The sequence below is a fragment of the Maribacter aquivivus genome (assembly GCF_900142175.1).
In the GTDB taxonomy this organism is placed as follows: domain Bacteria; phylum Bacteroidota; class Bacteroidia; order Flavobacteriales; family Flavobacteriaceae; genus Maribacter; species Maribacter aquivivus.
Genome location: NZ_FQZX01000002.1, coordinates 1,021,173 through 1,046,586, shown reverse-complemented (window position 1 = coordinate 1,046,586; position 25,414 = coordinate 1,021,173). Strand labels below are relative to the sequence as shown.

General features: G+C 34.4%; 28 protein-coding genes and 1 other RNA gene. 22 read left to right on the top strand and 7 right to left on the bottom strand.

From position 1 onward, the window contains the following. Positions 1 to 70 precede the first annotated feature (70 nt). The 8 genes from pyrR (at position 71) to BUC31_RS15140 (ending at position 7,012) form a co-directional block, all read left to right on the top strand. Entirely contained in the window at positions 71 to 610 is a 540-nt protein-coding gene (gene pyrR / locus BUC31_RS15175; RefSeq protein WP_073245639.1) for a bifunctional pyr operon transcriptional regulator/uracil phosphoribosyltransferase PyrR, read from the top strand. 4 nt (positions 611 to 614) lie between these two features. Further along, positions 615 to 1,541 carry an aspartate carbamoyltransferase catalytic subunit gene (locus BUC31_RS15170; protein WP_058105770.1) on the top strand — a complete coding sequence of 309 codons (927 nt, stop codon included), beginning with the start codon at positions 615 to 617 and terminating at the stop codon, positions 1,539 to 1,541. A 1-nt stretch (position 1,542) separates the two neighbouring features. Next, positions 1,543 to 1,875, top strand: coding sequence for a ribonuclease Z (locus tag BUC31_RS15165; RefSeq protein ID WP_073245635.1), 333 nt, complete (start codon positions 1,543 to 1,545; stop codon positions 1,873 to 1,875). Positions 1,876 to 1,910: 35 nt separating this feature from the next. Further along, positions 1,911 to 2,816, top strand: coding sequence for a ribonuclease Z (locus tag BUC31_RS15160; RefSeq protein WP_073245632.1), 906 nt, complete (start codon positions 1,911 to 1,913; stop codon positions 2,814 to 2,816). A 78-nt stretch (positions 2,817 to 2,894) separates the two neighbouring features. Next, the gene (gene pdxH / locus BUC31_RS15155) at positions 2,895 to 3,542 is read left to right on the top strand and encodes a pyridoxamine 5'-phosphate oxidase (protein ID WP_073246006.1); all 648 of its coding nucleotides are present in this window, start codon (positions 2,895 to 2,897) and stop codon (positions 3,540 to 3,542) included. A gap of 15 nt (positions 3,543 to 3,557) precedes the next feature. Further along, on the top strand, positions 3,558 to 4,046 hold the full coding sequence (locus BUC31_RS15150) for a SixA phosphatase family protein (protein WP_073245630.1): 489 nt from the start codon (positions 3,558 to 3,560) through the stop codon (positions 4,044 to 4,046). Further along, on the top strand, positions 4,043 to 6,109 hold the full coding sequence (ppk1, locus tag BUC31_RS15145; RefSeq protein ID WP_073245628.1) for a polyphosphate kinase 1: 2,067 nt from the start codon (positions 4,043 to 4,045) through the stop codon (positions 6,107 to 6,109). The genes BUC31_RS15150 and ppk1 overlap by 4 nt, the downstream gene beginning before the upstream one ends. Positions 6,110 to 6,121: 12 nt before the next feature. Further along, positions 6,122 to 7,012: a Ppx/GppA phosphatase family protein gene (locus BUC31_RS15140; protein WP_073245626.1), complete on the top strand. Its 891-nt coding sequence runs from the start codon at positions 6,122 to 6,124 to the stop codon at positions 7,010 to 7,012. 8 nt (positions 7,013 to 7,020) lie between these two features. On the opposite strand, the gene miaE is transcribed toward BUC31_RS15140, so the two are convergent. Next, positions 7,021 to 7,602 (bottom strand): MiaE family protein, encoded by a 582-nt coding sequence (miaE, locus tag BUC31_RS15135; protein ID WP_073245624.1) that lies wholly within the window; start codon positions 7,600 to 7,602, stop codon positions 7,021 to 7,023. Between the two features lie 119 nt (positions 7,603 to 7,721). On the opposite strand from miaE, the gene BUC31_RS15130 reads away from it, so the two are divergent. From BUC31_RS15130 to BUC31_RS15100, 7 genes are read left to right on the top strand one after another with little or no spacing between them, the layout of a single operon-like run. Beyond that, complete coding sequence (locus tag BUC31_RS15130) at positions 7,722 to 8,573, top strand: EboA domain-containing protein (RefSeq protein ID WP_073245622.1); 852 nt, start codon at positions 7,722 to 7,724, stop codon at positions 8,571 to 8,573. 1 nt (position 8,574) lies between these two features. Beyond that, positions 8,575 to 9,483 (top strand): TatD family hydrolase, encoded by a 909-nt coding sequence (locus BUC31_RS15125; protein WP_084135053.1) that lies wholly within the window; start codon positions 8,575 to 8,577, stop codon positions 9,481 to 9,483. 1 nt (position 9,484) lies between these two features. Further along, complete coding sequence (gene eboC / locus BUC31_RS15120) at positions 9,485 to 10,384, top strand: UbiA-like protein EboC (protein WP_084135052.1); 900 nt, start codon at positions 9,485 to 9,487, stop codon at positions 10,382 to 10,384. Between the two features lie 7 nt (positions 10,385 to 10,391). Then, complete coding sequence (locus BUC31_RS15115; protein ID WP_073245619.1) at positions 10,392 to 11,552, top strand: 3-dehydroquinate synthase; 1,161 nt, start codon at positions 10,392 to 10,394, stop codon at positions 11,550 to 11,552. A gap of 5 nt (positions 11,553 to 11,557) precedes the next feature. Beyond that, positions 11,558 to 12,751 carry a metabolite traffic protein EboE gene (gene eboE / locus BUC31_RS15110; protein WP_073245617.1) on the top strand — a complete coding sequence of 398 codons (1,194 nt, stop codon included), beginning with the start codon at positions 11,558 to 11,560 and terminating at the stop codon, positions 12,749 to 12,751. A 1-nt stretch (position 12,752) separates the two neighbouring features. Further along, the gene (locus BUC31_RS15105; RefSeq protein WP_073245616.1) at positions 12,753 to 14,126 is read left to right on the top strand and encodes an alkaline phosphatase family protein; all 1,374 of its coding nucleotides are present in this window, start codon (positions 12,753 to 12,755) and stop codon (positions 14,124 to 14,126) included. A gap of 6 nt (positions 14,127 to 14,132) precedes the next feature. Next, positions 14,133 to 14,480 carry a transmembrane 220 family protein gene (locus tag BUC31_RS15100; RefSeq protein WP_073245615.1) on the top strand — a complete coding sequence of 116 codons (348 nt, stop codon included), beginning with the start codon at positions 14,133 to 14,135 and terminating at the stop codon, positions 14,478 to 14,480. On the opposite strand, the gene BUC31_RS15095 is transcribed toward BUC31_RS15100, so the two are convergent. Continuing rightward, positions 14,475 to 16,340: a DNA polymerase III subunit gamma/tau gene (locus BUC31_RS15095; RefSeq protein WP_073245614.1), complete on the bottom strand. Its 1,866-nt coding sequence runs from the start codon at positions 16,338 to 16,340 to the stop codon at positions 14,475 to 14,477. The genes BUC31_RS15100 and BUC31_RS15095 overlap by 6 nt on opposite strands. Before the next feature lie 109 nt (positions 16,341 to 16,449). Here BUC31_RS15095 and rnpB point away from each other — a divergent pair. Beyond that, an RNA gene (rnpB, locus tag BUC31_RS15090) (RNase P RNA component class A) lies at positions 16,450 to 16,757 on the top strand. Between the two features lie 85 nt (positions 16,758 to 16,842). Here the strand turns inward: rnpB and BUC31_RS15085 are convergent. Genes BUC31_RS15085 through BUC31_RS15075 form a run of 3 tightly spaced genes read right to left on the bottom strand, consistent with a single transcriptional unit; the run spans position 16,843 to position 18,843 of the window. Continuing rightward, positions 16,843 to 17,379: an RsmD family RNA methyltransferase gene (locus tag BUC31_RS15085; protein ID WP_073245613.1), complete on the bottom strand. Its 537-nt coding sequence runs from the start codon at positions 17,377 to 17,379 to the stop codon at positions 16,843 to 16,845. Continuing rightward, complete coding sequence (locus tag BUC31_RS15080; protein WP_073245612.1) at positions 17,379 to 18,215, bottom strand: DUF3822 family protein; 837 nt, start codon at positions 18,213 to 18,215, stop codon at positions 17,379 to 17,381. Before BUC31_RS15080 ends, BUC31_RS15085 begins: the two co-directional genes overlap by 1 nt. After that, a complete protein-coding gene (locus BUC31_RS15075) occupies positions 18,193 to 18,843 on the bottom strand; it encodes a hypothetical protein (RefSeq protein ID WP_073245610.1) in 651 nt (216 codons plus the stop codon). Before BUC31_RS15075 ends, BUC31_RS15080 begins: the two co-directional genes overlap by 23 nt. 101 nt (positions 18,844 to 18,944) lie before the next feature. Between BUC31_RS15075 and BUC31_RS15070 the strand changes: the two genes are divergently transcribed. From BUC31_RS15070 to BUC31_RS15045, 6 genes are all read left to right on the top strand, one after another. Continuing rightward, positions 18,945 to 20,378: an ATP-dependent DNA helicase gene (locus BUC31_RS15070; protein WP_073245608.1), complete on the top strand. Its 1,434-nt coding sequence runs from the start codon at positions 18,945 to 18,947 to the stop codon at positions 20,376 to 20,378. Between the two features lie 61 nt (positions 20,379 to 20,439). Continuing rightward, positions 20,440 to 21,009 (top strand): DUF4126 domain-containing protein, encoded by a 570-nt coding sequence (locus tag BUC31_RS15065; protein ID WP_073245606.1) that lies wholly within the window; start codon positions 20,440 to 20,442, stop codon positions 21,007 to 21,009. A 26-nt stretch (positions 21,010 to 21,035) separates the two neighbouring features. Beyond that, positions 21,036 to 21,749, top strand: coding sequence for a 3-deoxy-manno-octulosonate cytidylyltransferase (gene kdsB / locus BUC31_RS15060; RefSeq protein ID WP_170861970.1), 714 nt, complete (start codon positions 21,036 to 21,038; stop codon positions 21,747 to 21,749). Next, positions 21,740 to 22,438 carry an HAD family hydrolase gene (locus BUC31_RS15055; RefSeq protein WP_073245602.1) on the top strand — a complete coding sequence of 233 codons (699 nt, stop codon included), beginning with the start codon at positions 21,740 to 21,742 and terminating at the stop codon, positions 22,436 to 22,438. The genes kdsB and BUC31_RS15055 overlap by 10 nt, the downstream gene beginning before the upstream one ends. Positions 22,439 to 22,461: 23 nt before the next feature. Continuing rightward, entirely contained in the window at positions 22,462 to 23,571 is a 1,110-nt protein-coding gene (locus BUC31_RS15050) for an iron-containing alcohol dehydrogenase family protein (RefSeq protein WP_244534058.1), read from the top strand. Between the two features lie 58 nt (positions 23,572 to 23,629). Next, positions 23,630 to 24,157: a 1-acyl-sn-glycerol-3-phosphate acyltransferase gene (locus BUC31_RS15045; protein ID WP_073245600.1), complete on the top strand. Its 528-nt coding sequence runs from the start codon at positions 23,630 to 23,632 to the stop codon at positions 24,155 to 24,157. 147 nt (positions 24,158 to 24,304) lie between these two features. Here BUC31_RS15045 and BUC31_RS15040 read toward each other — a convergent pair whose 3' ends face one another. Together BUC31_RS15040 and BUC31_RS15035 are read right to left on the bottom strand one after the other, a co-directional pair. Beyond that, entirely contained in the window at positions 24,305 to 25,015 is a 711-nt protein-coding gene (locus tag BUC31_RS15040) for a YebC/PmpR family DNA-binding transcriptional regulator (RefSeq protein WP_073245598.1), read from the bottom strand. Positions 25,016 to 25,111: 96 nt separating this feature from the next. Next, on the bottom strand, positions 25,112 to 25,411 hold the full coding sequence (locus BUC31_RS15035) for a 4a-hydroxytetrahydrobiopterin dehydratase (protein WP_133689089.1): 300 nt from the start codon (positions 25,409 to 25,411) through the stop codon (positions 25,112 to 25,114). Between the last annotated feature and the right edge of the window lie 3 nt (positions 25,412 to 25,414).

Below are 25,414 nucleotides of genomic sequence, written 5' to 3'. Positions count from 1 at the left end.
CCTAATTTAAGCTGTCAAAGTTTAGATAGAATTATCTATTTTTGTTTAGCTAAAAGCACGGGTGTTAATTATGAGTCAAAAAGTTTTACTCTCTTCAAAAGAAATAAATATCATCCTGCATAGATTGGCTTGTCAGCTTCTTGAGAACCATTTAAGTTTTGAAAATACGGTATTAATAGGTATTCAACCTAGGGGTAAATTTCTTGCCCAACGCTTAACTAAGATTCTTAAAGAAGAATATAAAGTAAAGCAAATTGATCTTGGCTTTTTAGATATCACATTTTATCGTGATGATTTTAGAAGAGGCGATAAGACTTTAGAAGCTACGAAAACAAAAATTGATTTTTTAATAGAAGATAAGAACGTTGTCTTAATAGATGATGTTCTCTATACCGGTAGAAGTATAAATGCGGCTTTGACTGCTCTACAGTCTTTTGGTAGACCAAAAGATGTAGAACTGTTGTGTTTAATTGACCGAAGATTTAGTAGGCATTTACCTATACAACCTAATTATAGAGGTAGACAAGTAGATGCTATTAATGATGAAAAAGTAAAGGTGATGTGGGAAGAAAATGACGGGGAGGATATTATATATTTAGTAAATAGATAAGAAAATGAGCGAACTGAGTGTTAAACACTTACTGGGAATTAAATACCTAAAGGAAACCGATATTCAGCTTATTTTTGAAACTGCAGATCATTTTAAGGAAGTGATCAATCGCTCCATTAAAAAAGTTCCTTCTCTTCGTGATATCACTATTGCCAATATATTTTTTGAAAATAGTACCAGAACTAAATTATCGTTTGAGCTTGCAGAAAAACGACTATCTGCAGATGTACTTAATTTTTCTGCTAGTCAATCATCAGTAAAAAAAGGAGAAACTTTAATAGATACCGTTAATAACATTTTATCTATGAAAGTAGATATGGTGGTCATGCGGCATCCAAATCCTGGTGCGGGTATATTCTTGTCAAAGCATGTAAATGCTTCTATTGTAAATGCGGGCGATGGGGCACACGAACACCCTACACAGGCATTATTAGATTCTTACTCTATTCGTGAAAAACTTGGCGATGTTGCTGGTAAAAATGTGGTAATTGTTGGTGATATATTACATTCAAGAGTAGCGCTTTCAAATATTTTTGCTCTGAAATTACAAGGAGCAAATGTTAAGGTATGTGGACCTAAAACTTTGTTGCCTAAATATATAGAATCTTTAGGTGTAGGTGTTGAAACTAATCTTAGAAAGGCATTAGAATGGTGCGATGTGGCAAATATGCTACGTATACAGAACGAAAGATTAGATATATCTTATTTTCCAACAACAAGAGAATACACTCAGCAATTTGGAGTCAATAAAAAGTTGCTTGATAGTTTAGACAAAGAAATTGTAATTATGCACCCCGGACCAATAAATAGGGGAGTTGAAATTACAAGTGATGTTGCTGATTCAAAACAATCTATAATTTTAAATCAAGTTGAAAACGGAGTAGCCATACGTATGGCAGTGATATATTTGTTAGCATCTAAAATTAAATGATATGATTTTTACTAAAGAAGGATCGTTGATTATCGTCTCTCAAGAAAAAAATTCTATTGAACGCTTTCTTGAAAATTTAGAGAACGAATATGCCAAGTTTAAGAATGATAATCTCGTATTAGATTTATTGAGTTTCTCAGAATTGACGCCTTATAATGTTATTTCATTTTTAGAAATAGCAAGAAAGCATAAGAAAAATGGTAAGTCATTTGTATTGGTATCTGATCAGGTCTCATATGATGATGTGCCAGAAGAAATTAATTTAGTTCCTTCACTTCAAGAAGCACGCGATGTTGTTGAAATGGAAGAAATTGAACGCGATTTAGGGCTGTAACAAGCTATATCAAGAAAATATAGAATAAAATTAATATGCATCTTACTGTATTGGGCTGTTATGCGGCAACACCAAGAACGTTTACGAACCCAACATCTCAAGTTCTAGAAATCAATAACCATATTGTGTTAATTGATTGTGGTGAGGGTACACAAGTGGAACTAAGAAGGCATAAAATAAAGTTCTCAAGAATTAATCATATTTTCATCTCGCACCTTCATGGAGACCATTTTTTTGGTCTGCCGGGTTTCATTTCTACGATGAGATTACTTGGTAGAGAAAAGGAGCTTCATGTATATGGACCAAAGGGCATAAAGGAGGTTATAACATTGCTTTTGAAATTAGGCGATTCGTGGACGAACTATCCTTTATTATTTCATGAACTTACAAGTAAAGAGTCTGAGCTTATTTTTGAGGATACTAAAATCAGCGTTACTACAATACCATTAGATCATAGAATTTATACGAACGGTTATTTATTTAGAGAGAAAGTAGGAAATAGAAAGCTGAATATAGAAGCTGTTGAGGAATACGGTATAGATAAAGCCTATTACCAGAATATAAAAAATGGTAAAGATATTACTCTAGACAATGGAGAGGTAATTGGGAATAGTGAATTGACTTATGATCCGCCTAAGCCCAAATCTTACGCCTTTTGTAGTGATACTATTTATGATGAAAGCTTAGCTGCAAAAATTAAAGATGTTGATGTTTTGTATCATGAATCTACCTTTTTAGAGTCAGAAGCTGAATTGGCAAAGAAAACGAAGCATGCAACAGCAATGCAAGCTGCAAAAGTAGCAAAAGCTGCAAACGTAAAAACCTTAGTATTAGGTCATTATTCTACGCGTTATAAATCTATAGAGCTATTTAAAGAAGAGGCTTCAACGATTTTTCCTAATGTGCTGCTTGCCGATGATGGCAAGACTTTCGATTTTTAAATGTTTTAATACATTTTTATATCGTTTATTTTCCTTTCTTTTTAGAACTTTGTTTATCTTGTTTTTAACACGAAAATGATGCAAAAAGATTTAGGAGATTATAGAAAATCATACGAGAAAAGCGCGTTGATGGAAGATAGTATATCTGACAACCCAATTCAGCTATTTCAAACCTGGTTTTACGAAGTTGAGAAATCGGATGGAGTTGATGAGCCTAATGCCATGACAGTTTCTACGGTTGGTCTGGATGGTTTTCCAAAAAGCAGGGTTGTTCTTCTTAAAAAATATACACACGAAGGTTTTATTTTTTACACCAACTATAATAGTGAGAAAGGAAGAGCGATAAGTGAAAATCCTAAAATTTGTATTTCTTTTTTCTGGGCAAATTTAGAACGCCAAATTATTATAAAAGGTACTGCCGAGAAATTGGCAAAAAATCTCTCTGATGGTTATTTTGAGTCAAGACCTGATGGAAGTAAATTAGGAGCTTTAGTTTCTGATCAAAGCACTGTTATAGATTCTAGGTCTGTGTTAGAAAATAAGCTTACCGAGTTAGAGAAAGAATATGACGGTAAGGAAATTGAAAGACCGGAACATTGGGGTGGGTATTTAGTGAGACCAGTGTCAATGGAGTTTTGGCAGGGCAGACCAAATAGATTGCATGATCGTATTCGGTATACGCTCACAGATGATTTTGATTGGAAAATGGAACGATTGGCTCCTTAAATTTTATTAAGCTATATGAAGAATTTATATTTAATGCGACATGGTAAGTCTTCTTGGGAACTAAATGTTAGTGATCAAGATAGGTCATTATTGCAAAGAGGTATTTTTGATGCGCATTTGGTAGGGGACGAAATAGCAAGAAAAAATTTAAAAATAGATCACGTTTATACGAGTCCGGCAAACAGGGCGTTTCATACCTGTATGATTTGCTTACGAGCACTTAAATATCCTCTTGAGAATTGTAATATAAACTCAGAGTTGTATGATTTTTCAGGAGATCAAGTGCTTGAATTTATAAAGAATTTGGATGATAATTTAGACAATGTCCTTCTTTTTGGGCACAACCATACTTTTACCCATTTAGCAAATTCATTAGGTGATAAGCATATTATTAATGTACCCACTAGCGGATTTGTTCATTTACAATTTAATGAAAATACTTGGGCTACTATTTCAAAAGGCTCAACAATACAAACCATTTTTCCGAAGCAACTAAAAGCATGATAAAAAATAACAACCAGTACGTAAATAGAGAAATAAGTTGGTTATGGTTCAACGAGCGTGTATTACAAGAAAGCGCAGATAAGAATGTTCCATTAATTGAAAGGCTTCGTTTTTTAGGTATTTTCTCTAACAACCTAGATGAGTTTTTTAAAGTTAGATATGCAACGGTAAAGCGTATAGTTGAAGCAGGTAAAACTGGTAAAAGTGTATTGGGTGGTGAAAAGGCTAAAGATCTCTTAGAAGAGATTACAAATATTGTAATTGAGCAGCAAACCAAAAGTTTAACGATTCTAAGAAGAATTGAACACGAGTTAGAGGGTAAGAATATCTTTATCATTAAGGAAACAGAATTAAACGAAAACCAAAAGGAGTTTGTAAAAGCCTATTTCTTGAAAGAGGTAAGTCCGCAGTTAATGACCATCATTTTAAATGACCTTACTCGTTTTCCAACGTTAAAAGATACTGCAGCATATTTAGCAGTAAAAATGGTTATTAAAAGTGAAGAAAGTAAGAAAGAGAAGCGATATGCATTAATTGAAATTCCAAAGGGAATAGATCGTTTTGTTGTATTACCAGACGAAGGAGAAAAGAGCTATATCATCATTCTAGATGATTTGATTAGATATTGCTTAGACAATATTTTTACCATGTTTGAGTATGATTCTATTTCGGCTCACATGATAAAGATTACCAGAGATGCCGAGCTAGATATTGATAATGATCTTAGTAAAAGTTTTATTGAGAAAATATCATCTAGTGTAGAACATAGAAAAATTGGGGATCCTGTACGTTTTGTATATGATAAAAGTATAGGTAGAGATACTTTGACTTTTCTAAAAGAGAAAATGAATATTGAAGATACGGATAGTGTAATACCTGGGGGTAGATATCATAACCGTAGAGATTATATGGGCTTTCCTAGCTTGGGTAGAAAAGATTTATTGTACGATAAAATTATCCCGTTACCGGTAAAAGGCTTAAGTGTAGAGGGTAGTATTTTAGAAAGTATCGCTAAAAAAGATTATCTGCAATACACTCCATATCATACCTTTACATATATTTTAAAGTTTTTGCGTGAGGCTGCTTTAGACCCTAAGGTTCGTACTATTAAAATTACGGTATATAGATTGGCAAGTAACTCTCAAATTGCTGCTTCTTTAATTAATGCTGTTAAAAATGGTAAACAAGTAACCGTACAGATAGAGCTTCAGGCTCGTTTTGATGAGCAAGCTAATATTGAATATGCAGAGCAGTTACAAGCAGAAGGCGTAAAACTAATTTTTGGTGTACCGGGTTTAAAAGTGCACAGTAAAATATGTTTAATTGAGCGAGAAGAAGCTGGTTCAATAAAGCGATATGGCTTTGTAAGCACAGGTAATTTCAATGAATCTACCGCAAGAATTTATACTGATTTTACACTCTTTACAGCAGATGATTCTATACTAAAAGAGTTGAACAAAGTTTTTGATTTCTTTGAGACTACCTATAAAATCAACAAATACAAACACCTTATAGTTTCACCGCATTATACTAAAAATGCGTTCATGAAATTAATTGATAATGAGATTGCAAATGCCAAGCAAGGCAAAGTAGCTTTTATCAAAATAAAAATGAACAGTTTTACATCATATAAGATGGTAGATAAACTGTATGAAGCAAGTAGAGCAGGGGTAAAGATCCAGTTGATCATAAGAGGTATATGTTGCTTAATACCAGGTGTTGAGGGTATGAGTGAAAACATAGAAGCTATAAGTGTAATAGATAAATTTTTAGAACATACACGTATTTTTATATTCGCTAATGGTGGTGATACTAAAATATATATATCCTCTGCAGATTGGATGACCAGAAACCTTGATTATAGAGTAGAAGTTGGTTGCCCAATTTATGATGAGGATATTAAAAAAGAATTGATGGATACATTTGATATCTGTTGGAAAGATAATATGAAAGCACGTGTATTCAATGCAGCTCAAGATAATGCGTACAGAAAGACAACATTACCCAGAATCAGGTCACAATTTGCTACGTATGAGTATTATGCGAATAAACAAGAATCTTAAAAAAGAGATCTTTTGAAAGTAAGAAAATTTGCAGCAATTGATATAGGCTCTAATGCGATTAGGTTACTTACGCATAACGTAATAGAGGATAAGGGTAAAAGAACTCAATTTAGAAAAAGCGCTTTGGTTAGGGTTCCTGTAAGATTAGGAGAAGATTCATTTACGGTAGGTGAAATATCTGAGGTAAATGAAGCAAGGTTAATAAAGACAATGAAAGCCTTTAAGCTTTTAATGGAAGTAGCGGGAGTTGAAAAGTATAGAGCATGTGCTACCTCTGCAATGAGGGAAGCGAATAACGGAAATGAGATAATACAAAAAATATCTCAAGAGTCTGGAATTCAAATAGACCTGATTGATGGTAAGCAAGAAGCTGCCATAATAGCCTCAACAGATTTAAAGAATCTAATTACTAACGATCAATCTTATTTATATATTGATGTTGGTGGCGGTAGTACAGAATTCACCTTGTTTTCTCAGGGTAAAATCCAAGTATCAAAGTCTTTTAAGTTAGGTACGGTCAGGCTTTTGAATAACATGGTAAAGCCAGAGACTTGGAATAAATTGGAAGAATGGATAAAATTGATTCTAAAAGATAAGCCTAAATTATCTATAATAGGCTCAGGTGGTAATATCAATAAGTTGCATAAGCTTTCAGGAAGAAAAGAAGGCGAGCCTTTATCTTATATTTGGTTGAATGCTCAATATCATTTTTTAGATAGTCTAAGTTATGATGATCGTATATCAGAGCTAGGGTTAAATCCAGATAGGGCAGACGTTATCATACCGGCAACCAAAATTTTTCTCTCAGCTGCTAAATGGAGTGGTGCTAAGAAAATTCATGTTCCTAAAATCGGACTTTCAGATGGTATTATAAAGGATTTGTATAATTCGGAAACTAAATGAGGTGAGTTTTATCCGTGAATAGATTCTTTTTTGCTTAAATCTTTCATGATTTGAGCTTCATATTCCAAAAGGCTGTTCCATTTTTTATTCACCTCTTCTAATTCACCATATTTACGAGCAAATTTCAAGAACATAGTGTAATGACCGGCTTCGCTTATCATTAATTTATGATAGAATTCGGCTAATTTTTTATCTTCTAACTCTTCTGATAATAACCTAAAACGCTCACAGCTACGCGCTTCAATTAGTCCAGCATATAATAATCTATGAACCAACTGTGTAGTTCTGCTTCCTCCTTTTGGAAAGAATTTTATCAGCTGAATTACATAATCATCTTTACGATCTCTGCCTAAAGTGTTGCCACGTTTTAATATGAGGTCATGCACCATTTTAAAATGGCCCATTTCTTCTCTAGATAAAGCAACCATTTCTTCAACAAGCTCTGTATATTCAGGGAAAGAAACAATTAGAGATATAGCAGTACTAGCAGCTTTTTGTTCGCAATAGGCGTGATCGGTAAGTATTTCATCAATATTTTTCTCTACAATATTTACCCATCTTGGATCAGTTGGTAATTTTAAGCCTAGCATAGTTTACTTTTTTTCAAAATTAGAAAAGATTTCGAGACGGAGCCAATTATAATCAAGAACCTAGACAACTTACTGCTGAATAATAATTATTTTTGGTGTAAAGTCAATCTTATTATAAAATGTACAATCAAAAAGATATTCAAAATATTTTAACACAATTTGGAACACCAGAAAATGTTGGTTGGTTAGATGGTAAAATTGAGAAGCTGGCTGGTGATAAGTCTGCAAAAGATTTGTTCATGACCTATAGCCTTTTAAATGCGAAATTTGATGCTGTAAAACCAATTTCATTTAAGCAAATAGATTCTGAAAGTACGAGATATTTCAGTGCACATAAAGCAAATATTCTACAAGTAGCACGTATCTATTTGTTGTCAGAAGTTCTAGGGCATGATGAGGATTTTTATACACCTAAGGTAGCAAACATTATACAAGTGGCTGATACAAGTGAGTTGGAAACTTTTCTAAAATACTTGATTTTATTACCAAATCCCGAAGCATATAAGCAAACGGCGGTAGAAGCTTTAAGAACCAACATTGCTACAATTTTTGATGCGATTTCATTGAATAATCCGTATCCTGCAAAGTATTTTAATGATCAACAATGGAATCAGATGTTTTTGAAAGCGGCATTTATGGAACGTGACCTTTCGCAAATAGAATCTGTTGATGAAAGTGCGAATGCAGATTTAACGAGAATAATTTCTGACTATGCACATGAAAGGTGGGCTGCAGGTAGAAAAATAGACCCATTGTTTTGGAGACCAGTTTCTAAATTTTTGAATGAGGAACTATTGAATGATATGAAGACACTTCTCAATAGTGATGATGTATTAGAAAATAATTCAGGAGCCCTTTGTTGTTATCATTCAGGAAATGATAAAGCATTGGCACTTTTGAATAGTAAACCAGAGCTAAAACATAAAATAGCAGACGGACAGATAACGTGGAATACGATTAAACAACAATAGAATGGAAGATAAAATGATGATTATTGACCCCCATGTTCACATGACGTCAAGAACAACAGATGATTATGAAGCAATGGCAGCTGCGGGAGTTGTAGCGATAATAGAACCTTCATTTTGGCTGGGTCAACCCAGAACCCAAGTAGGTTCTTTTCAAGATTACTTTAGCAGTCTTGTTGGTTGGGAGCCTTTTAGAGCTAGCCAATTTGGTATTAAGCATTATTGCACAATTGGCTTAAACTCTAAAGAGGCTAATAATGAGGCTTTGGCAGAACAGGTTATTGAATTATTGCCATTATACTTACATAAAGAAAATGTTGTTGCCATTGGTGAAATTGGTTATGATGACCAAACACCTGCAGAAGACAAGTTTTTTAGAATGCAATTAGATATGGCGAAAGAATTGGATATGACTGTACAGGTACATACGCCACATCGCGATAAAAAAGCTGGTACCATCAAAAGTATGGAGGTTTGTTTGGAGCACGGTTTAGATCCTGCCAATGTTATTATTGACCATAATAATGAAGAAACGGTAAAAGAGGTTCTTGACCGCGGATTTATAGCTGCATTTACTATTTACCCAAAAACAAAAATGGGTAATGAACGTATGGTAGAGGTAGTTAAAAAATTTGGTAGTTCTAATATTATAGTAGATAGCTCCGCAGACTGGGGTGTTAGTGATCCATTGGCTGTGCCGAAAACTGCTTCTTTAATGTTGAAAAGAGGTATTTCTATGGAAGATGTTAGAAAGACCTGTTATCAAAATGCTTTAGATGCTTTTGGTAAAAATGGAAAAATGAAAGAAGCGCATTGGTTACAACCAGATAGCATTAATCAATCGCAATTATTTAATGATAATAGTGTTTTAAGAGGTCAGAAGCCAAGAATAGACGAAGACCAAATTACCTAAGATGAAAGAGAAGTTAATGGGTTTTGCTCGTTTGGCAAGACCTGCAAATTTGCCAACTGCAGCAGCAGATATTTTGGCGGGTATTGCTATTGCATTGTACCTGAGAAATATAGAGGTACTCAAATTTCTAGTTGAACAAAGCGGTGATGTACTTCTTTTAGTTTTTTCGTCTGTTGCTTTGTATGCAGGCGGAGTGGTTTTTAATGATGTATTCGATGCGGAATTAGATGCGATTGAAAGACCGGAAAGGGCTATACCAAGCGGACTAGTACCTAAGCGTGAGGCTATTTATTTTGGAACAATTTTAATGTTGATAGGCGTTACCTTGGCATTCAAGTGTAATATGCTTGCAGGGATGATATCCGTAGTCTTGACTATTGCTATTTTAACATATGATGGGTATTTCAAGCAATTCGGTTTCGCCGGACCTTTGAATATGGGTGTTTGCCGTGGTTTAAATCTTTTAATGGGAATGTCTATTTTGGGCATACTTTCTCATTGGTACATAGCGTTAGTGCCTGTAGTTTACATTTTTGCCATTACATTAATAAGTAGGGGCGAAGTACATGGTAATAATAAAAAACACATTGTTTGGGCAGGTATATTGTATGCAATAGTTATACTATCTATTACGTTAATTGTAATGCAGCAGAAAGACAATGTAATAGTCTTATTGCCTTTCTTAATTTTATTCGGGTATTTAATTTTTAAACCTTTATTAAAAGCGTACAAAGAAAATTCACCTGAAAATATAAAGAAGGCGGTAATGGGCGGTGTATTATCGCTTGTTGTTATGAACGCTTGCTGGGTAGCCGGTTTTTCAGATTGGTATTTGGCATTAGTGATTTTGTTGTTATTACCAGCATCAATGCTGTTATCGAAATTATTTGCTGTAACATAAATTAGATATGCAATTACAACCTATAAAACAGTCTTTTCAAGTGCAATATGATTATCAATTGTACTTTACTTCTGGACTATTTGCTTTAGAAAATACTTTGTTTGCAAAATTAATTGCGGATTACAAAGGTTTTGAACCTGTTAAACTACTTTTTGTATTAGATGACGGCGTTAAAAACCATCATCCTGAGTTAATAAATCAGATTGAGGCCTATTGTAAAAAAAATCAGCAAACTATAAAGTATACCATTACTTTGGTATTGTCAGGTGGCGAGCAAGTTAAAAATAGCGATGCAGCTATTGATTCTATTTTGAAAGGAGTCAATGAAAACAAAATTTGTCGTCATTCATTTGTAGTTGCTATTGGTGGCGGTGCCGTAATCGATATGGTCGGTTATGCTGCTGCAATTGCGCATAGAGGCGTTAAGTTGATAAGAATACCTACTACGGTTTTATCTCAGAACGATTCTGCAGTAGGGGTGAAAAATAGTGTAAACGCTTTCAAAAAGAAAAATTTTTTAGGAACGTTCGCTCCGCCTTTCGCGATTATTAACGATAGCGATTTTCTAGAAACTCTAGAGCAGCGCGATTGGATTTCCGGAATATCTGAAGCTATCAAAGTTGCTTTAATTAAGGATAAAAGCTTTTTTAAATATATAGCAGATAATGCAACAGCTTTAAAAAACAGAGAAATGGAACCCATGCAATATGTCATTTATAAGTGTGCGGAAATGCATATGCATCATATAGCGCAAGGTGGCGATCCATTTGAATCTGGTTCGTCAAGACCATTAGATTTCGGACATTGGGCAGCCCACAAAATGGAATTCATGACCAATTATGAATTACGACATGGTGAGGCAGTAGCAAAAGGCATTGCACTAGATGTAACCTATGCGCAATTAGTCGGTTTAATTTCAGAGGCAGATTTACAACATATTTTAGATGTTATGATTGCCATTGGTTTTGATTTGTCGCTTCCCGTTCAGAGCGCAGAACAAATAACGTCTCTATTGAACGGTATAGAAGAGTTTAGGGAGCATTTAGGAGGGCAATTGACAATTACCCTAATTTCTGACTTAGGAGTCAAACATGACGTTCATACTATCGATATGGATTTAATGACGCAAGCAGTTTCAAAGTTGAATCATCAATTCGCATTAAATTAAATTCAATGCAATTAAAAGAAAATCTTCATTTAACCTATTGTACAAATATCCATCCAGGTCAAGATTGGAAAAGTACTTTTGAGAGTATTAAAAAACATGTTCCAGGCATAAAACAAGAAGTTTCAAAAGAACAACCATTTGGTCTAGGGCTAAGATTATCTAATAAAGCAAGTGAAGAACTTGATTTGGGTACTAATATGTCTGATTTCAAGAAGTGGCTAGATTCCAACAATCTATATGTTTTCACCATGAACGGATTTCCTTATGGTAATTTTCATGATGAACGGGTAAAAGATATGGTGCATGCTCCAGATTGGACTACCGAGGATCGATTGAAATATACAAAAAGGTTGTTTCGTCAATTATCCGAATTAATACCGGTGGGAATGAATGGTGGGATTTCTACATCACCAATCACCTATAAATATTGGCATAAAACAGAAAGCGAAACAAAAAACGCTTTTCATGTAGGAGCTAAAAATATGTTAGAGGTTGCCAAACAGTTGTTCAAAATTGAGCAAGCTACAGGAACCTACTTGCATTTAGATATAGAACCAGAACCAGACGGATTGTTAGAGAATAGTGATGAAGTACTATCCTTTTATTCTGACTACTTATTACCTATAGGAGCAGAATTTTTTAAACAGGAATTAGGGTTAGGGCAAAAGGAATCTGAAGAGTTGATTAAAAAATATATTACTATTTGTTATGATGTTTGCCATTTCTCATTGGCATATGAAGAACCTACAGATACCTTTGCTAAGTTTAAAAAAGAAAATATACGCGTAGGTAAGATTCAGGTTAGCGCTGCTTTAAAAATTCTTTTTGGTGGTGGCAATGATGAGGTTGTTTGGGAGCAATTGTCTCAATTCAACGAACCTACCTATTTGCATCAGGTAACTGAGATAATCGATGGCAAAGTAAAAACATATAGCGATTTACCTCTGGTTTTAGAGGGTGATAGAAATCATAAGGAATTAAGGGCTCATTATCATGTTCCTATTTTCTTGGAAAAATATGGTGAGTTGTTTTCCACGCAAGATCATATTTTGAAAACGATGAATTATATTAAATCAAACCCCATATCTGAACATTTAGAAATAGAAACCTATACTTGGGATGTGCTTCCGGCAGATTTAAAACAAGATTTATCAGTATCTATAATTCGTGAAATAGAGTGGTTTAAATCACACATGTAATATGAAAAAAACGGTAGTCATAAATGTAGTTGGATTAACGAAGCGATTGATAGGTGAGCACACTCCGTTTATAAAATCATTTTTAGAGAAAGGTCAAACATCATACATAGAACCTGTATTGCCAGCAGTTACATGTGCAGTGCAGTCTACATATGTTACAGGCAAATGGCCATCAGAGCATGGTGTTGTCGGTAATGGTTGGTATTTTAAAGATGAGTGCGAAGTTAAATTTTGGCGACAATCCAACAAATTGGTTGAGCAACCAAAAATATGGGACGATTTAAAAGAGCAACACCCCAATTTCACCTGTGCCAATCACTTTTGGTGGTATAATATGTACAGCAATGTAGATTATAGCCTTACACCAAGACCTAATTATTTAGCAGACGGGAGAAAAATTCCTGATGTATATTCTTATCCGGCTGAGTTACGAGATGATATGCAAAAAGCCTTAGGTACTTTTCCGTTGTTTGAATTTTGGGGGCCTAAGACAACGATCAATTCCTCTAAATGGATAGCTGATGCCGCGTTGTTGACAGATAAAAAGCACAATCCAGATTTAACCTTCATTTACCTTCCGCATTTAGATTATAATTTACAACGGTACGGTATTGATTTCAAGATTATTTCAAAAGACTTGAACGAAATAGATGCTGTAGTAAGGCAATTGGTGCAACATTATGAAGCGTTAGATGCCAGAGTGATTCTACTTTCTGAATATGGAATTACAAATGTAAACAGACCAATTCATCTTAATCGTGTATTAAGAAAAGAGGGAATGCTAGCTATAAGAGAAGAAAGGGGTTTAGAACTTTTAGATGCAGGGGCTAGTGATGCTTTTGCGGTGGCTGATCATCAAATTGCGCATGTTTATTGTAAGAATTCTAAAAATATAGAACGTGTTGCCGATTTGTTAAAATCAATTGATGGAGTAGAGAAAGTTCTTTACGGAGAAGATTTAAAGACCTATCACATAAATCATGAACGTTGTGGTGATATTGTTGTTGTCGCTGATAAAGATTCTTGGTTTACGTATTACTTCTGGCTAGATGATACAAAGGCACCAGACTATGCGAGAATGGTAGATATTCATAAAAAACCAGGTTATGATCCAGTTGAAATGTTGACGGATCCAAAGGATAAATTGGTGATGGCAAAAGTAGTAGGTAAACTACTTAAAAAGAAAATGGGCTTTAGAACGGTCATGAATATTATACCAATTGATGCTACTTTGATAAAAGGGTCACACGGTCGGTTGACTGAAGATGTTGAAGATTTCCCCGTCTTCATAAGCAATCATGTAACGGGTGATAACGATCAGAAGATTAGTGCAATACAAGTGCGTGATCTTATTGAAGATCACCTATTAAACTAAATTTAAATGAATCTATTATTTAAGATATTAGGATACGTTTTTGCAGTATTATTTACTGTAGGAGCAGTCTTGCAATACAATGATCCAGACTCATTGAATTGGATTATTATTTACGGTGTTGCGGCTTTAGTGTCTTTATTATTCGCATTAAATAAAATAGGGTTTAGAATACTCATGATATTAGGCGTACTTGCTTTTATAGGCTTCTTATACCTATACCCGTCAGATTTTCAAGGGTTCGATTTAAATGATGGAGATATAGTTACCGTGGAATTAGGAAGGGAAGCCTTCGGACTTCTAATAATTTCAATTGTACTATTGGTTTTTGCTTTTCGAAGTAAAAGAAGGCTATAAGTACAAATCAAATTCCGTTCTAAGTAAATCTATTACAGGATTTTTCTCTCGGAGTTTTTCGTATTTCTCTTCTGGTGTAAAGGCAAATTTCGTTGCTGTAGTTTCGTTTACTGTAATATCTAAATGAACGAAGTGGTTGTTCAGTTTAGCACGAAGATATTCCATTAATTCGAACTGCTCACGCTCAATTTCTTTCTTCATGGTTCCGTTAGGAAGCTCTAAATGAATAGCAAAGCCTTCTTTTAATTTTGGAATATCTGAATGAAGGTTAGAAGCTAAAATCTTTTGACCTTTTTTATCAATAATTTCTATAAAATCTGCCCAATGCTTACGAAGCTCTTCTTCGGTAAAATTATCTTTTGGTAAGTTGTTTTCATCAACAACAACTTCAATTTTATTAAGCTCGTGTTGCTTTTTGGCATTTAAGCTAGAAATTGAAAGTCCTGAAACTCTTTTGGTAGGGCGATTAATAATTGGTTTTTTACCATCAGCAGCAGTTTCTGGTGTTGGTGCTTTACTAATTTCTTGTTGAGGCTCCTTAGTTTTTTCAGGAGCTACCTGTGCTTCAGCAGTTATTGGAGTCGGTTTTGATACTGCTGGAGTTTCGGTATTGGTATTCGGGGCAATTATTTTTTTGCCAATTTCGACCTCAGATTTTGTGGCAGCTGGTTGATTTCCAGTTACTGGTTTTACCTCAGATTCTTTAGTTGGAGCTTTAGGTACTTGATTGTAAAATGCAGAAGGAGCAATAAAATCAATAGTCTTGTTATTAAGAGCTACGGATTCAGGATTTTTTTTTTCTCCATCAAAATTGATAGAGGCAAGTTTCATAAGTGTAAGCTCAACAAGTAAGCGTTGATTTTTACTTGTTTTGTACTTTAAATCACAGTCATTTGCGATGTCTAAGCCTTGCAATAAAAACGAAGGAGATGTTCTTTTGCTTTGGTCTCTATATAATTGCTGTGCTGCTTCACCAACTTCAAGTAGTGTAATAGTGTCTGGATGCTGGCATACCATTAAATCTCTAAAATGAGACGCTAGCCCAGATATAAAATGGTGTCCGTCAAAACCAAGAGATAAGGTTTTATTGAACAATAATAACAATCCTGGTATATTATGTTCTAAGATTAAATCTGTAGCCTCAAAATAAGTATCGTAGTCTAATACGTTTAAGTTTTCGGTAACTGCCTTACGTGTAAGTTCAGAACCAGAAAAACTAACTACTCTATCAAAAATCGATAAAGCGTCACGCATGGCGCCGTCAGCTTTTTGAGCAATGATGTGCAATGCATCTTCTTCGGCATTTATACCTTGGTTCTCAGCAATATATTTTAAATATTCAGCAGCATCTTTAACGGTAATTCTTTTAAAATCAAATATTTGACATCTAGAAAGAATGGTAGGTATAATTTTATGTTTTTCTGTGGTTGCTAATATGAAAATAGCATGCTTTGGAGGCTCTTCTAATGTTTTTAGAAATGCGTTAAAAGCAGATTGAGACAACATGTGTACCTCATCAATGATATATACTTTGTATTTACCAACTTGTGGTGGTATACGTACTTGGTCAATAAGATTACGAATATCATCGACAGAGTTGTTAGAAGCGGCATCAAGTTCAAAGATATTGAAAGCAAAATCTTCATTTTCTTGTTCGGTACCATCAGAATTTATCTGTTTGGCCAAAATACGAGCGCAGGTAGTTTTACCAACACCTCTTGGTCCGCAGAATAATAAAGCTTGTGCAAGATGATTTTGATCTATCGCATTTTGTAATGTATTGGTAATAGATTGTTGACCAACAACATCTTTAAATGTCTGGGGTCTATACTTTCTAGCCGATACAATAAATGGTTCCAAATTGCTACTTCTGTTTATTCTTATACAAATATAATTATAGTCTTTAATTCTAACGAGAATTAAGAAAAGAGATCATCCTTAGTTATCAACAATTACAGTACATTTGCGCTCAGCAGGCCACCTTATCGCTGCCAAGTAATTGGGAGAGGAAAGTCCGGACACCATAGTGCAGTATAGCGGGTAACGCCCGTCCGCTGAGAAGTGAGGACAAGTGCAACAGAAAGCAAGTACAGTTCGGCTGTAGTGAAACCAGGTAAACTCTATACGGTGAAACGTCATGTAAATCGGTGATTGAGGGCTGCACGCCTAAGCCGAAGGGTAGGCGGTTAGAGCTCTGGGGTAACCCTTTGCCTAGATAAATGATAAGGAATTCTGATTTTTCAGAATACAGAATCCGGCTTATGGCCTGCTTTTTTTAAATGATATGTAAATTTAAGGTTAGAATCAAAGAATTGATTCTAAGCATTGTCGAAGGTGTTTTTTACATTTTAATGTGTAAAGTTTACTTTTCAAAGAAACTAAAAACACTTCCTCCGTATTTTCTTGAGTTTTTATAATGTGGAAATTCAGCTAGGCTAGTACGATTAGAATGTTCAATGATTAATACGCCGTCTTCGAGCAGAAGGTCATTTTCAAAAACTAACTCTGGTAATTTCTCAAAATCAGTAAGCTCCATGTCATAAAAAGGATCAGCAAATATGATGTCGAATTTCTCGGTATTTCTTTGTAGAAAGCTAAATACATCACTTTTTAAAGTGCGAACATTCATATCTAACATTTCAACTGTCTTGTCAATAAATTCTATACAGCCAGAGTGTGCATCAATAGCTAGAACATCATCAACACCTCTTGAAGAAAATTCATAACTAATATTGCCGGTACCGGCAAAAAGATCTAAAACTTTTAAATCCGGAAAATAGTAACTATTGTTTAGAATATTGAACAAACTCTCTTTGGCCATATCTTTTGTAGGCCTTACAGGTAGTTTTTTAGGGGCCATTAAGTGGCGTCCTTTATGTTTTCCTGATATGATGCGCATTATATAGTATTAATAAGGGTGAAGTCTATGGAGCCTGTTGAGGTCTCTCCGAGTTTTACTAATTGAGCGGTCGATGGTTCAAAAATGCTGATATTCTGAATATAATTATAGCAAAGTTGAAAAATTTCATCATCTTCTTCAATGCTTCCAAATAGTTTTACAGTTACAGTTTTAGGATCTAATTCTAATTGCTCAATTACAAATAGAAGGTAATAGACAAAGTCTTCTTTTGTATGGTATTTAAAACTATTATAGAGAAGTAGTTTGCGTTGGTTAAGAACAGTAATATCTAATTGTTCTTTGTTGACATGTACAAAACAAGTTATCTCTTGATTTTGTGTTTGGTTATTTAGCAAAGACTGCAGTAATACTGTGCCATTATGCATAAAATCGAACTCACCAAAAAGATCGTATATGTAATTATTGATATTTATATAAGGCACGTAGACATTAACTAAATCATGATTTTCTACCTCGTCATAAGCTAAAACATCATTGGCCAAAACCTTAGTGTTGAATTTTAGGTATTCATTTAAGTTATTGGGGTTGAATAAAGATTTAGGTACAAGTCCAAAAAGCGTGTTTCTATGAACTGCAACAACCTCGTCAAACTGCATATTTTCTATATCATGCTTTTGAAAAAGTTTTACCAATTCATCTTTAGCGGTCATCGGATTTTTTTCATCAGAAAAATCCACCTTGTCAGAAATCAGTAATTTTTGTGAAACAGTATCTGCTACACAAAAAGAAAGTCCATTCAAGCTAACCTGAATGGACAATTTCTTAAAATTTTTATCCGCTATGTTTAAGCTACTATTTTTTAACTTTTTTGTCATATATAGGAGGCCAGTTACCGCTTGTGCTTACATCATCTAAAGAACCTACATAAATAAATGGTCCATTTACTTCTTCTACACTTAAGGCTGCTTTTTCACGAGCTAATAAATCTTTAGGTTGGTCGTAAAGAACAACTTCTTTGCCAACTTTTGCTTCAAATACTGGAGCTTTATAGCCACTCTTTTCAACAAAGCCAGCTTTCATTGTGAATTTTTCACCGTTTGGCGCTGTAGGCACATCCATTAAGCTTTTGTATCTAGTATCAGTTTTGAAAAGTGAATCTTTCACAGAAACCAGTCCTAATGTATCAATGATTTTAACTTCTTTCAACATATCAATACCGTATGCTTTGTCAAACTCCATGAAAGAAGAATCTCTCTGTTGTGTTATAACGTAGTTACCAGTGTCGATAAAACGAATAAGACTATTAAAGTCATTTGCGTACTTACCATTTACGGTTTTGTAAGCCTCTTGAGAATTTTTGATATCTTTTAATTTGGCAATAACTTGAGAAAAACGCTCCTCTTTTACCTCTTTAAATTTAATTGGTCCAGTTATGGAGTTGTAGATAAAGTATCCTAAGGCGATACATCCAATCCAAAGTACAATTTGTATAACGGTCTTCATTTCGTATGTGTTATTTTTATTTAGTGGTCTTCACAAATCTACAATTTTTTTTTAATCGTAAAAGTTTTTAGGCTAAAAATCATCTTTATCTTTGATGGCACATGAAACCAACTACACCCGCATCATTCTATAGTATACTAGAATCTAAATTTCCACATACACCAACTGCCACACAATCAGTGGCTTTACAGAAATTAGCTGAGTTTACCCTTTCACCGGTCAAGGATGAAGTTTTTTTATTAAAAGGTTACGCCGGTACGGGTAAAACTACTTTAATAGGCACTTTAGTGAACAGTTTATGGAAAGTTCAGAAGAAAGCTGTGCTAATGGCACCTACGGGTAGAGCGGCAAAAGTGATGTCGAATTATTCAAAAACACAGGCATTTACCATTCATAGAAAAATATATTTTCCGAAGAAGCAAAGTGGTGGGGGAGTGCAGTTTGTTTTAGCACCCAATAAACATAGAGATACCTTATTTATAGTCGATGAAGCATCTATGATACCAGATACTGCTGCAGATTCTAAATTATTCGAAAACGGTTCTTTATTAGATGATTTAATGATGTTCGTGTACTCTGGGCACAAATGTAAGTTGTTATTAATAGGAGATACAGCGCAATTGCCACCAGTACATTTAGTTTTGAGTCCCGCTTTAGATGGTGATAAACTTTCTTTGAATTATAATAAGGAAGTAGTTCGTTTAGAGTTGAATGAAGTAGTAAGACAGGCAGGTGATTCAGGAATATTAGCTAATGCAACTTTATTAAGAGAGCAATTGCAAAGTGATTTCTTCGAAGATTTTAAATTTGATGTTGATCCCTTTACTGATATAGTACGATTAATAGATGGTAATGAAATTCAAGAAGCCATTGATAGTTCATATTCAGAAAACGGAAAAGAAGAAACTGCATTTATAGTCCGCTCTAATAAACGTGCAAATCTTTACAACCAAAATATAAGAGAACGAATTTTATTTTTAGAGAATGATATTGCCGTAGGTGATTTTATGATGGTGGTTAAGAATAACTACTATTGGTTAAAGCCAAGCACAGAAGCTGGTTTTATTGCAAACGGAGATATTATAGAGGTTTTAGAAATATTTGATATTAAAGAAATTTTCACCTTCAAGTTTGCCGAGGTTAAGGTGAAAATGGTCGATTATCCCAATATGCCACCTTTTGAAACTGTTTTACTATTAGATACCATTACGGCAGAATCTCCATCCTTATCATATGAGGATGGTAACAGGTTATATCAAGAAGTCATGAAAGACTTTGCGCATGAAAGTTCTAAGTACAAGAAGTTTTTAGGTGTAAAAAATAATAAGTACTTCAACGGTTTACAGGTGAAATTCTCATATGCAATAACATGTCATAAATCTCAAGGTGGGCAATGGAATACCGTTTTCGTAGAGCAGCCCTATTTGCCCAATGGTATAGATAAAGAATACCTAAGATGGCTATATACTGCAGTTACCAGGGCAAAGAGCAAGTTGTATCTTATAGGTTTTAAAGACGATTTTTTTCTTGATTAAGAAAAGGTTATTTTAGTAATTATTGATGTAGAAAAGAATATTTTCTAATAGTAAATAACATATGACAACGGATACAGTATTAAGTATATTTTTAGGAATAGGATTAGCAGCATCTGTGGGTTTTAGGGTGTTTCTACCATTATTTGCGTTGAGTTTGGCATCATATTTTGGTGTATGGGAACTAAATGACAATTGGCAATGGATAGGAAGTCTAGTAGCTGTATTAACCTTAGGTGTGGCTACATTATTAGAAATATTCGCCTATTTCATCCCTTGGTTCGATAATTTATTAGATAGTATAGCAGTGCCTTTAGCGGCAATAGCAGGTACAGCGGTAATGGTTTCAACAGTAGCGGATTTAGATCCTGTAATTACTTGGTCATTGGCAATAATAGCTGGTGGCGGTACTGCCACCGCAATAAAAGGAGCGGGAGCAACTGGTAGGTTGGCGTCTACCGCCACAACAGGTGGATTGGCCAACCCGGTAATAACAACAGTAGAAACAGGTGCCGCTGCAGTAGTATCGGTCGCCTCAATATTTGCACCTATCTTAGCAGCGGTTTTGGTGATTATCATCTTAGTGATCATTTTTAGGATATACAGAAGCTTAAGACCAAAGGCAAAAACATAAAATAAAAGTAGTTGAAGAAAATAGCAATGATTCCTGCCCGTTATGCGGCATCAAGATTTCCTGCAAAATTAATGCAAGATTTAGCTGGTAAACCGGTCATTTTAAGAACCTATCAAGCAGCAGTGCAGACTAAGTTATTTGATGAAGTATATGTAGTTACAGATAGCGAAGTTATCTATGATACCATTATTAAAGAAGGTGGTTTGGCTATTATGAGTAAAAAAAAACATGATTGTGGTAGTGATCGTATTGCAGAGGCCGTAATGCAGATGGATGTTGATATCATCGTAAACGTACAAGGTGATGAGCCGTTTACAGATAGAGAAAGCTTAGAAGGGGTAATGAAGGTTTTTGAAGATGATATTCACAAAGAAATTGATCTTGCCTCATTAATGGTTAAAATTACTGATGAAGAAGAAATTAATAATCCTAATACTGTAAAAGTAATAGTAGATAACAGAGATTTTGCTTTGTATTTTTCTAGATCACCAATTCCTTATCCAAGAGCAAAAAGTGAGCAAACCATATATTATAAGCACAAAGGTATTTATGCCTTTAGAAAAAGTGCTTTGATGGATTTTCAACGTTTACCAATGCTACAATTAGAAGCAACAGAGAAAATTGAAGCCATACGTTATTTAGAATTTGGTAAGAAAATAAAAATGGTAGAAACTAATGTTCAGGGTATAGAAATAGATACTCCAGAAGATTTAAAGAAAGCCCAAGCAGCATGGAAATAAATTTTGACGGAATTAATGTAATTGGCTTTGATGCAGACGATACCCTGTGGGTGAACGAGACTTACTTTAGAGATACAGAAGATAAGTTCGCCAATTTATTGGAGAAGTACGAAACCAAGAATAAAATAGATCAAGAGCTCTTTAGAACAGAAATAAAGAATTTAGATTTATATGGTTATGGAATAAAAGGCTTTATGCTTTCCATGATTGAATGTGCTTTAGAACTTTCTAATAATGAAGTGTCAACCAAAACATTAGGAGCACTTTTAGATTTAGGTAAAGAAATGATTACCCAACCTGTTGAATTATTGGATGGAGTAGAAGATGTTTTAAAAAGCTTGAAAGATAAATACCGATTAATTGTGTTGACCAAAGGAGATCTTTTAGATCAAGAAAGGAAATTGGAACGATCAGGACTGTCAGAGTATTTTCATCATGTGGAAGTGTTGAGTGATAAAAAGGAAAAGAATTATACCGATCTACTAGAACATTTACAGATAGAGCCAAGTGAGTTTTTAATGATAGGTAATTCTTTAAAATCAGACGTTTTGCCGCTAGTTGAAATAGGAGCGCGGGCAATACACGTACCATTTCATACCACGTGGGAGCATGAAGAAGTGAAAGGGCCGGTAGAGAATAAGGGATACATGACGATATCTACACTGACGGATATTTTGGAATATGTTTAATGCAAATGGACGTGAATAAACAAATGACATTGAAGAAAATACCAACAAAAGCTTCAGAAGAGTTTAGAAATTTTCCAATGGTACCAAGAGTAGTCTATGGTAAAGGAAGTTTTAATACTCTAGGCGATATTTTAATGCCAAAAAGAAAACATTCAGAAGCACCAATGATTTATTTGGTAGATGATGTTTTTGAAAATACGGAGCTCATCAATAGAATTCCGAGTATTTTTTGTGATCAAATTATTTTAATTTCAGCCGAAGAAGAGCCAAAAACCGAACAAGTAGATGCTCTTGTGAAAATGATTCAAGAAAAGTTCACCGAATTGCCATCAGGTATTATCGGTATTGGTGGTGGCACTTTATTAGATTTAGCAAAAGCAGTTGCAATAATGCTGACTAATAAAGGAAGCGCATCAGAATACCAAGGTTGGGACTTGGTCAATAAACAATCAGTATATCATGTAGGTATACCAACAATTAGTGGCACTGGGGCAGAGGTTTCTAGAACTACGGTGTTAATGGGCCCAGAAAAGAAATTAGGTATAAATTCAGATTATACCACTTTTGATCAGGTATTATTAGATCCAGAATTAACTGTGGGGGTGCCAAAAGAACAATGGTTCTATACGGGTATGGATTGTTTTATACATTGTATTGAATCTTTGAATGGAACTTTCTTAAATGCCTTTAGTCAAAGTTACGGAGAGAAATCACTAGAACTTTGCAAAGAAGTTTTTTTAGAAGACATATCGGCGTCAGAAAGTAGAGAGAAACTGATGATGGCATCTTGGCATGGCGGTATGAGTATTGCATACTCACAAGTTGGTGTAGCGCATGCTATGAGTTATGGTTTAGGTTACGTTTTAGGTGTAAAACATGGAATAGGCAATTGTCTTGTTTTTCAATATTTAGAAGAGTTTTATCCTGAAGGAGTATCCGTATTCAATAAAATGCTAAAAAAGCATAACATAGTATTGCCAAAACAGGTATGCTCTAAATTGACAACAGCAGAAATGGATACTATGATTACTGTTGCTATGGGTATGGAACCTTTGTGGGAAAATGCATTAGGTGAACAATGGAAATCAATAATTACTCCGGAAAAGCTTAAGGCTATTTATCAAAAAATATAGTTTATTTCATTTATTTAATCAGTAGGTTAGTTAATATCACAACCTACATCTTTGTCTTATGCAGCAAATAGCAAAATTTATATATTTTAAATTTCTAGGATGGAAACTCAACGGAGCCTTTCCTTCTCACTTAGATAAATTTGTGGCTATTGTAGTGCCGCATACCAGTTGGTGGGATTTTCTCTTGGGGTTGTTAATTCGTGCTGTTTGGCAAGAAGAAATAAACTTTGTAGGCAAAAAGAGTTTGTTTAAACCTCCTTTTGGTTGGTTTTTTCGTTGGACAGGTGGTGCACCTATAGATCGTACCAAAACCAATGATACCGTAAAAGCTACAGCAGAGATATTCAGTGAGCGAAAAAGGTTTAGACTGGCACTTTCTCCTGAAGGCACTAGAAAAAAAGTAGAAAAATGGAAAACAGGATTCTACTATATAGCCAAAACCGCCAATGTGCCAATTGTACTAGTTGCCTTTGACTACGGCAAAAAAGAAATAAAATTATCAGAGCCGCTTATTCCAACAGAAGATAAAGAAGCCGACTTTAAAAAGTATCATGCTTTTTTTGAAGGGGTTGAGGGTAAGCATTGATAGTGTAAGATGTTAAGTGACATTTGAATAAAAACAATTTTTAATTTCATCAACAAATGTTAATTCAGAGATAATAATATTCGGCAATAGATATATAAAAAAAGGAGACCAAATTGGTCTCCTTTTTTTATATAAAATATGTAAAGTTTATTCTTGCATAGAATGATATACGTTCTGTACATCATCATCTTCTTCTAATTTCTCAAGAAGCTTTTCTACATCTGCAGCTTCTTCTTCTGTAAGTGCTTTTGTCACTTGTGGTATACGTTCAAAACCTGAGGATAAGATTTCAATTTCGCGGTTCTCCAATTCTTTCTGTAGGGCACCAAAACTTTCAAATGGTCCGTAGATTAAAATTCCGTCATCATCAATAAAAACTTCTTCAGCTCCAAAATCAATTAACTCTAATTCTATTTCTTCAGGGTCTAAGCCTTCAGCCGGAATTCTAAAATTACAAGTATGGTCAAACATAAATTCAACGGATCCTGATGTACCCATATTGCCATTACATTTATTAAAATAACTTCTAACATTCGCTACCGTTCTAGTATTGTTGTCAGTTGCAGTTTCAACTAATATAGCAATACCGTGTGGCGCATAACCTTCAAAAAGAACTTCTTTATAATCACCAAGACTTTTGTCACTTGCTCTTTTTATAGCGCGCTCAACGTTGTCTTTCGGCATGTTTACCGACTTGGCATTTTGTATGACTGCTCTTAAACGCGAATTAGAATCTGGATCAGGTCCGCCTTCTTTTACGGCCATAACAATATCTTTGCCTATACGAGTAAAGGCTTTGGACATTGCTGACCATCTTTTCATTTTACGTGCTTTTCTAAATTCAAAAGCTCTTCCCATGGTAAATTATTTTAAACAAATGTACAAAAACGGTCAATGTTCAGAAATCATTAAATGAATTTCGTGAATACCATTTTTAATTATTGTTATTGGTTATTAAAATTCACTTTCTATTATATCTTCTATAGTTCTAGCTAAAACAAAATCTTTTTCGGTAACACCATTAGCATCATGCGTATTTAGACGAATATTTACAGTATTGTAAACATTACTCCAATCTGGGTGATGACCTTGTGCTTCACATTCAAAGGCTATACGTGTCATTACTGAAAAGGCTTCTTTAAAATTTTTAAATTCAAAAGTGGTTTCTATGGCGCCATCCACATATTCCCATCCGTCAAGTTGACCTAAATAGTCCGCTATTTGCTGGTCAGTAAATTTTTCTATTTCTTTCATAAT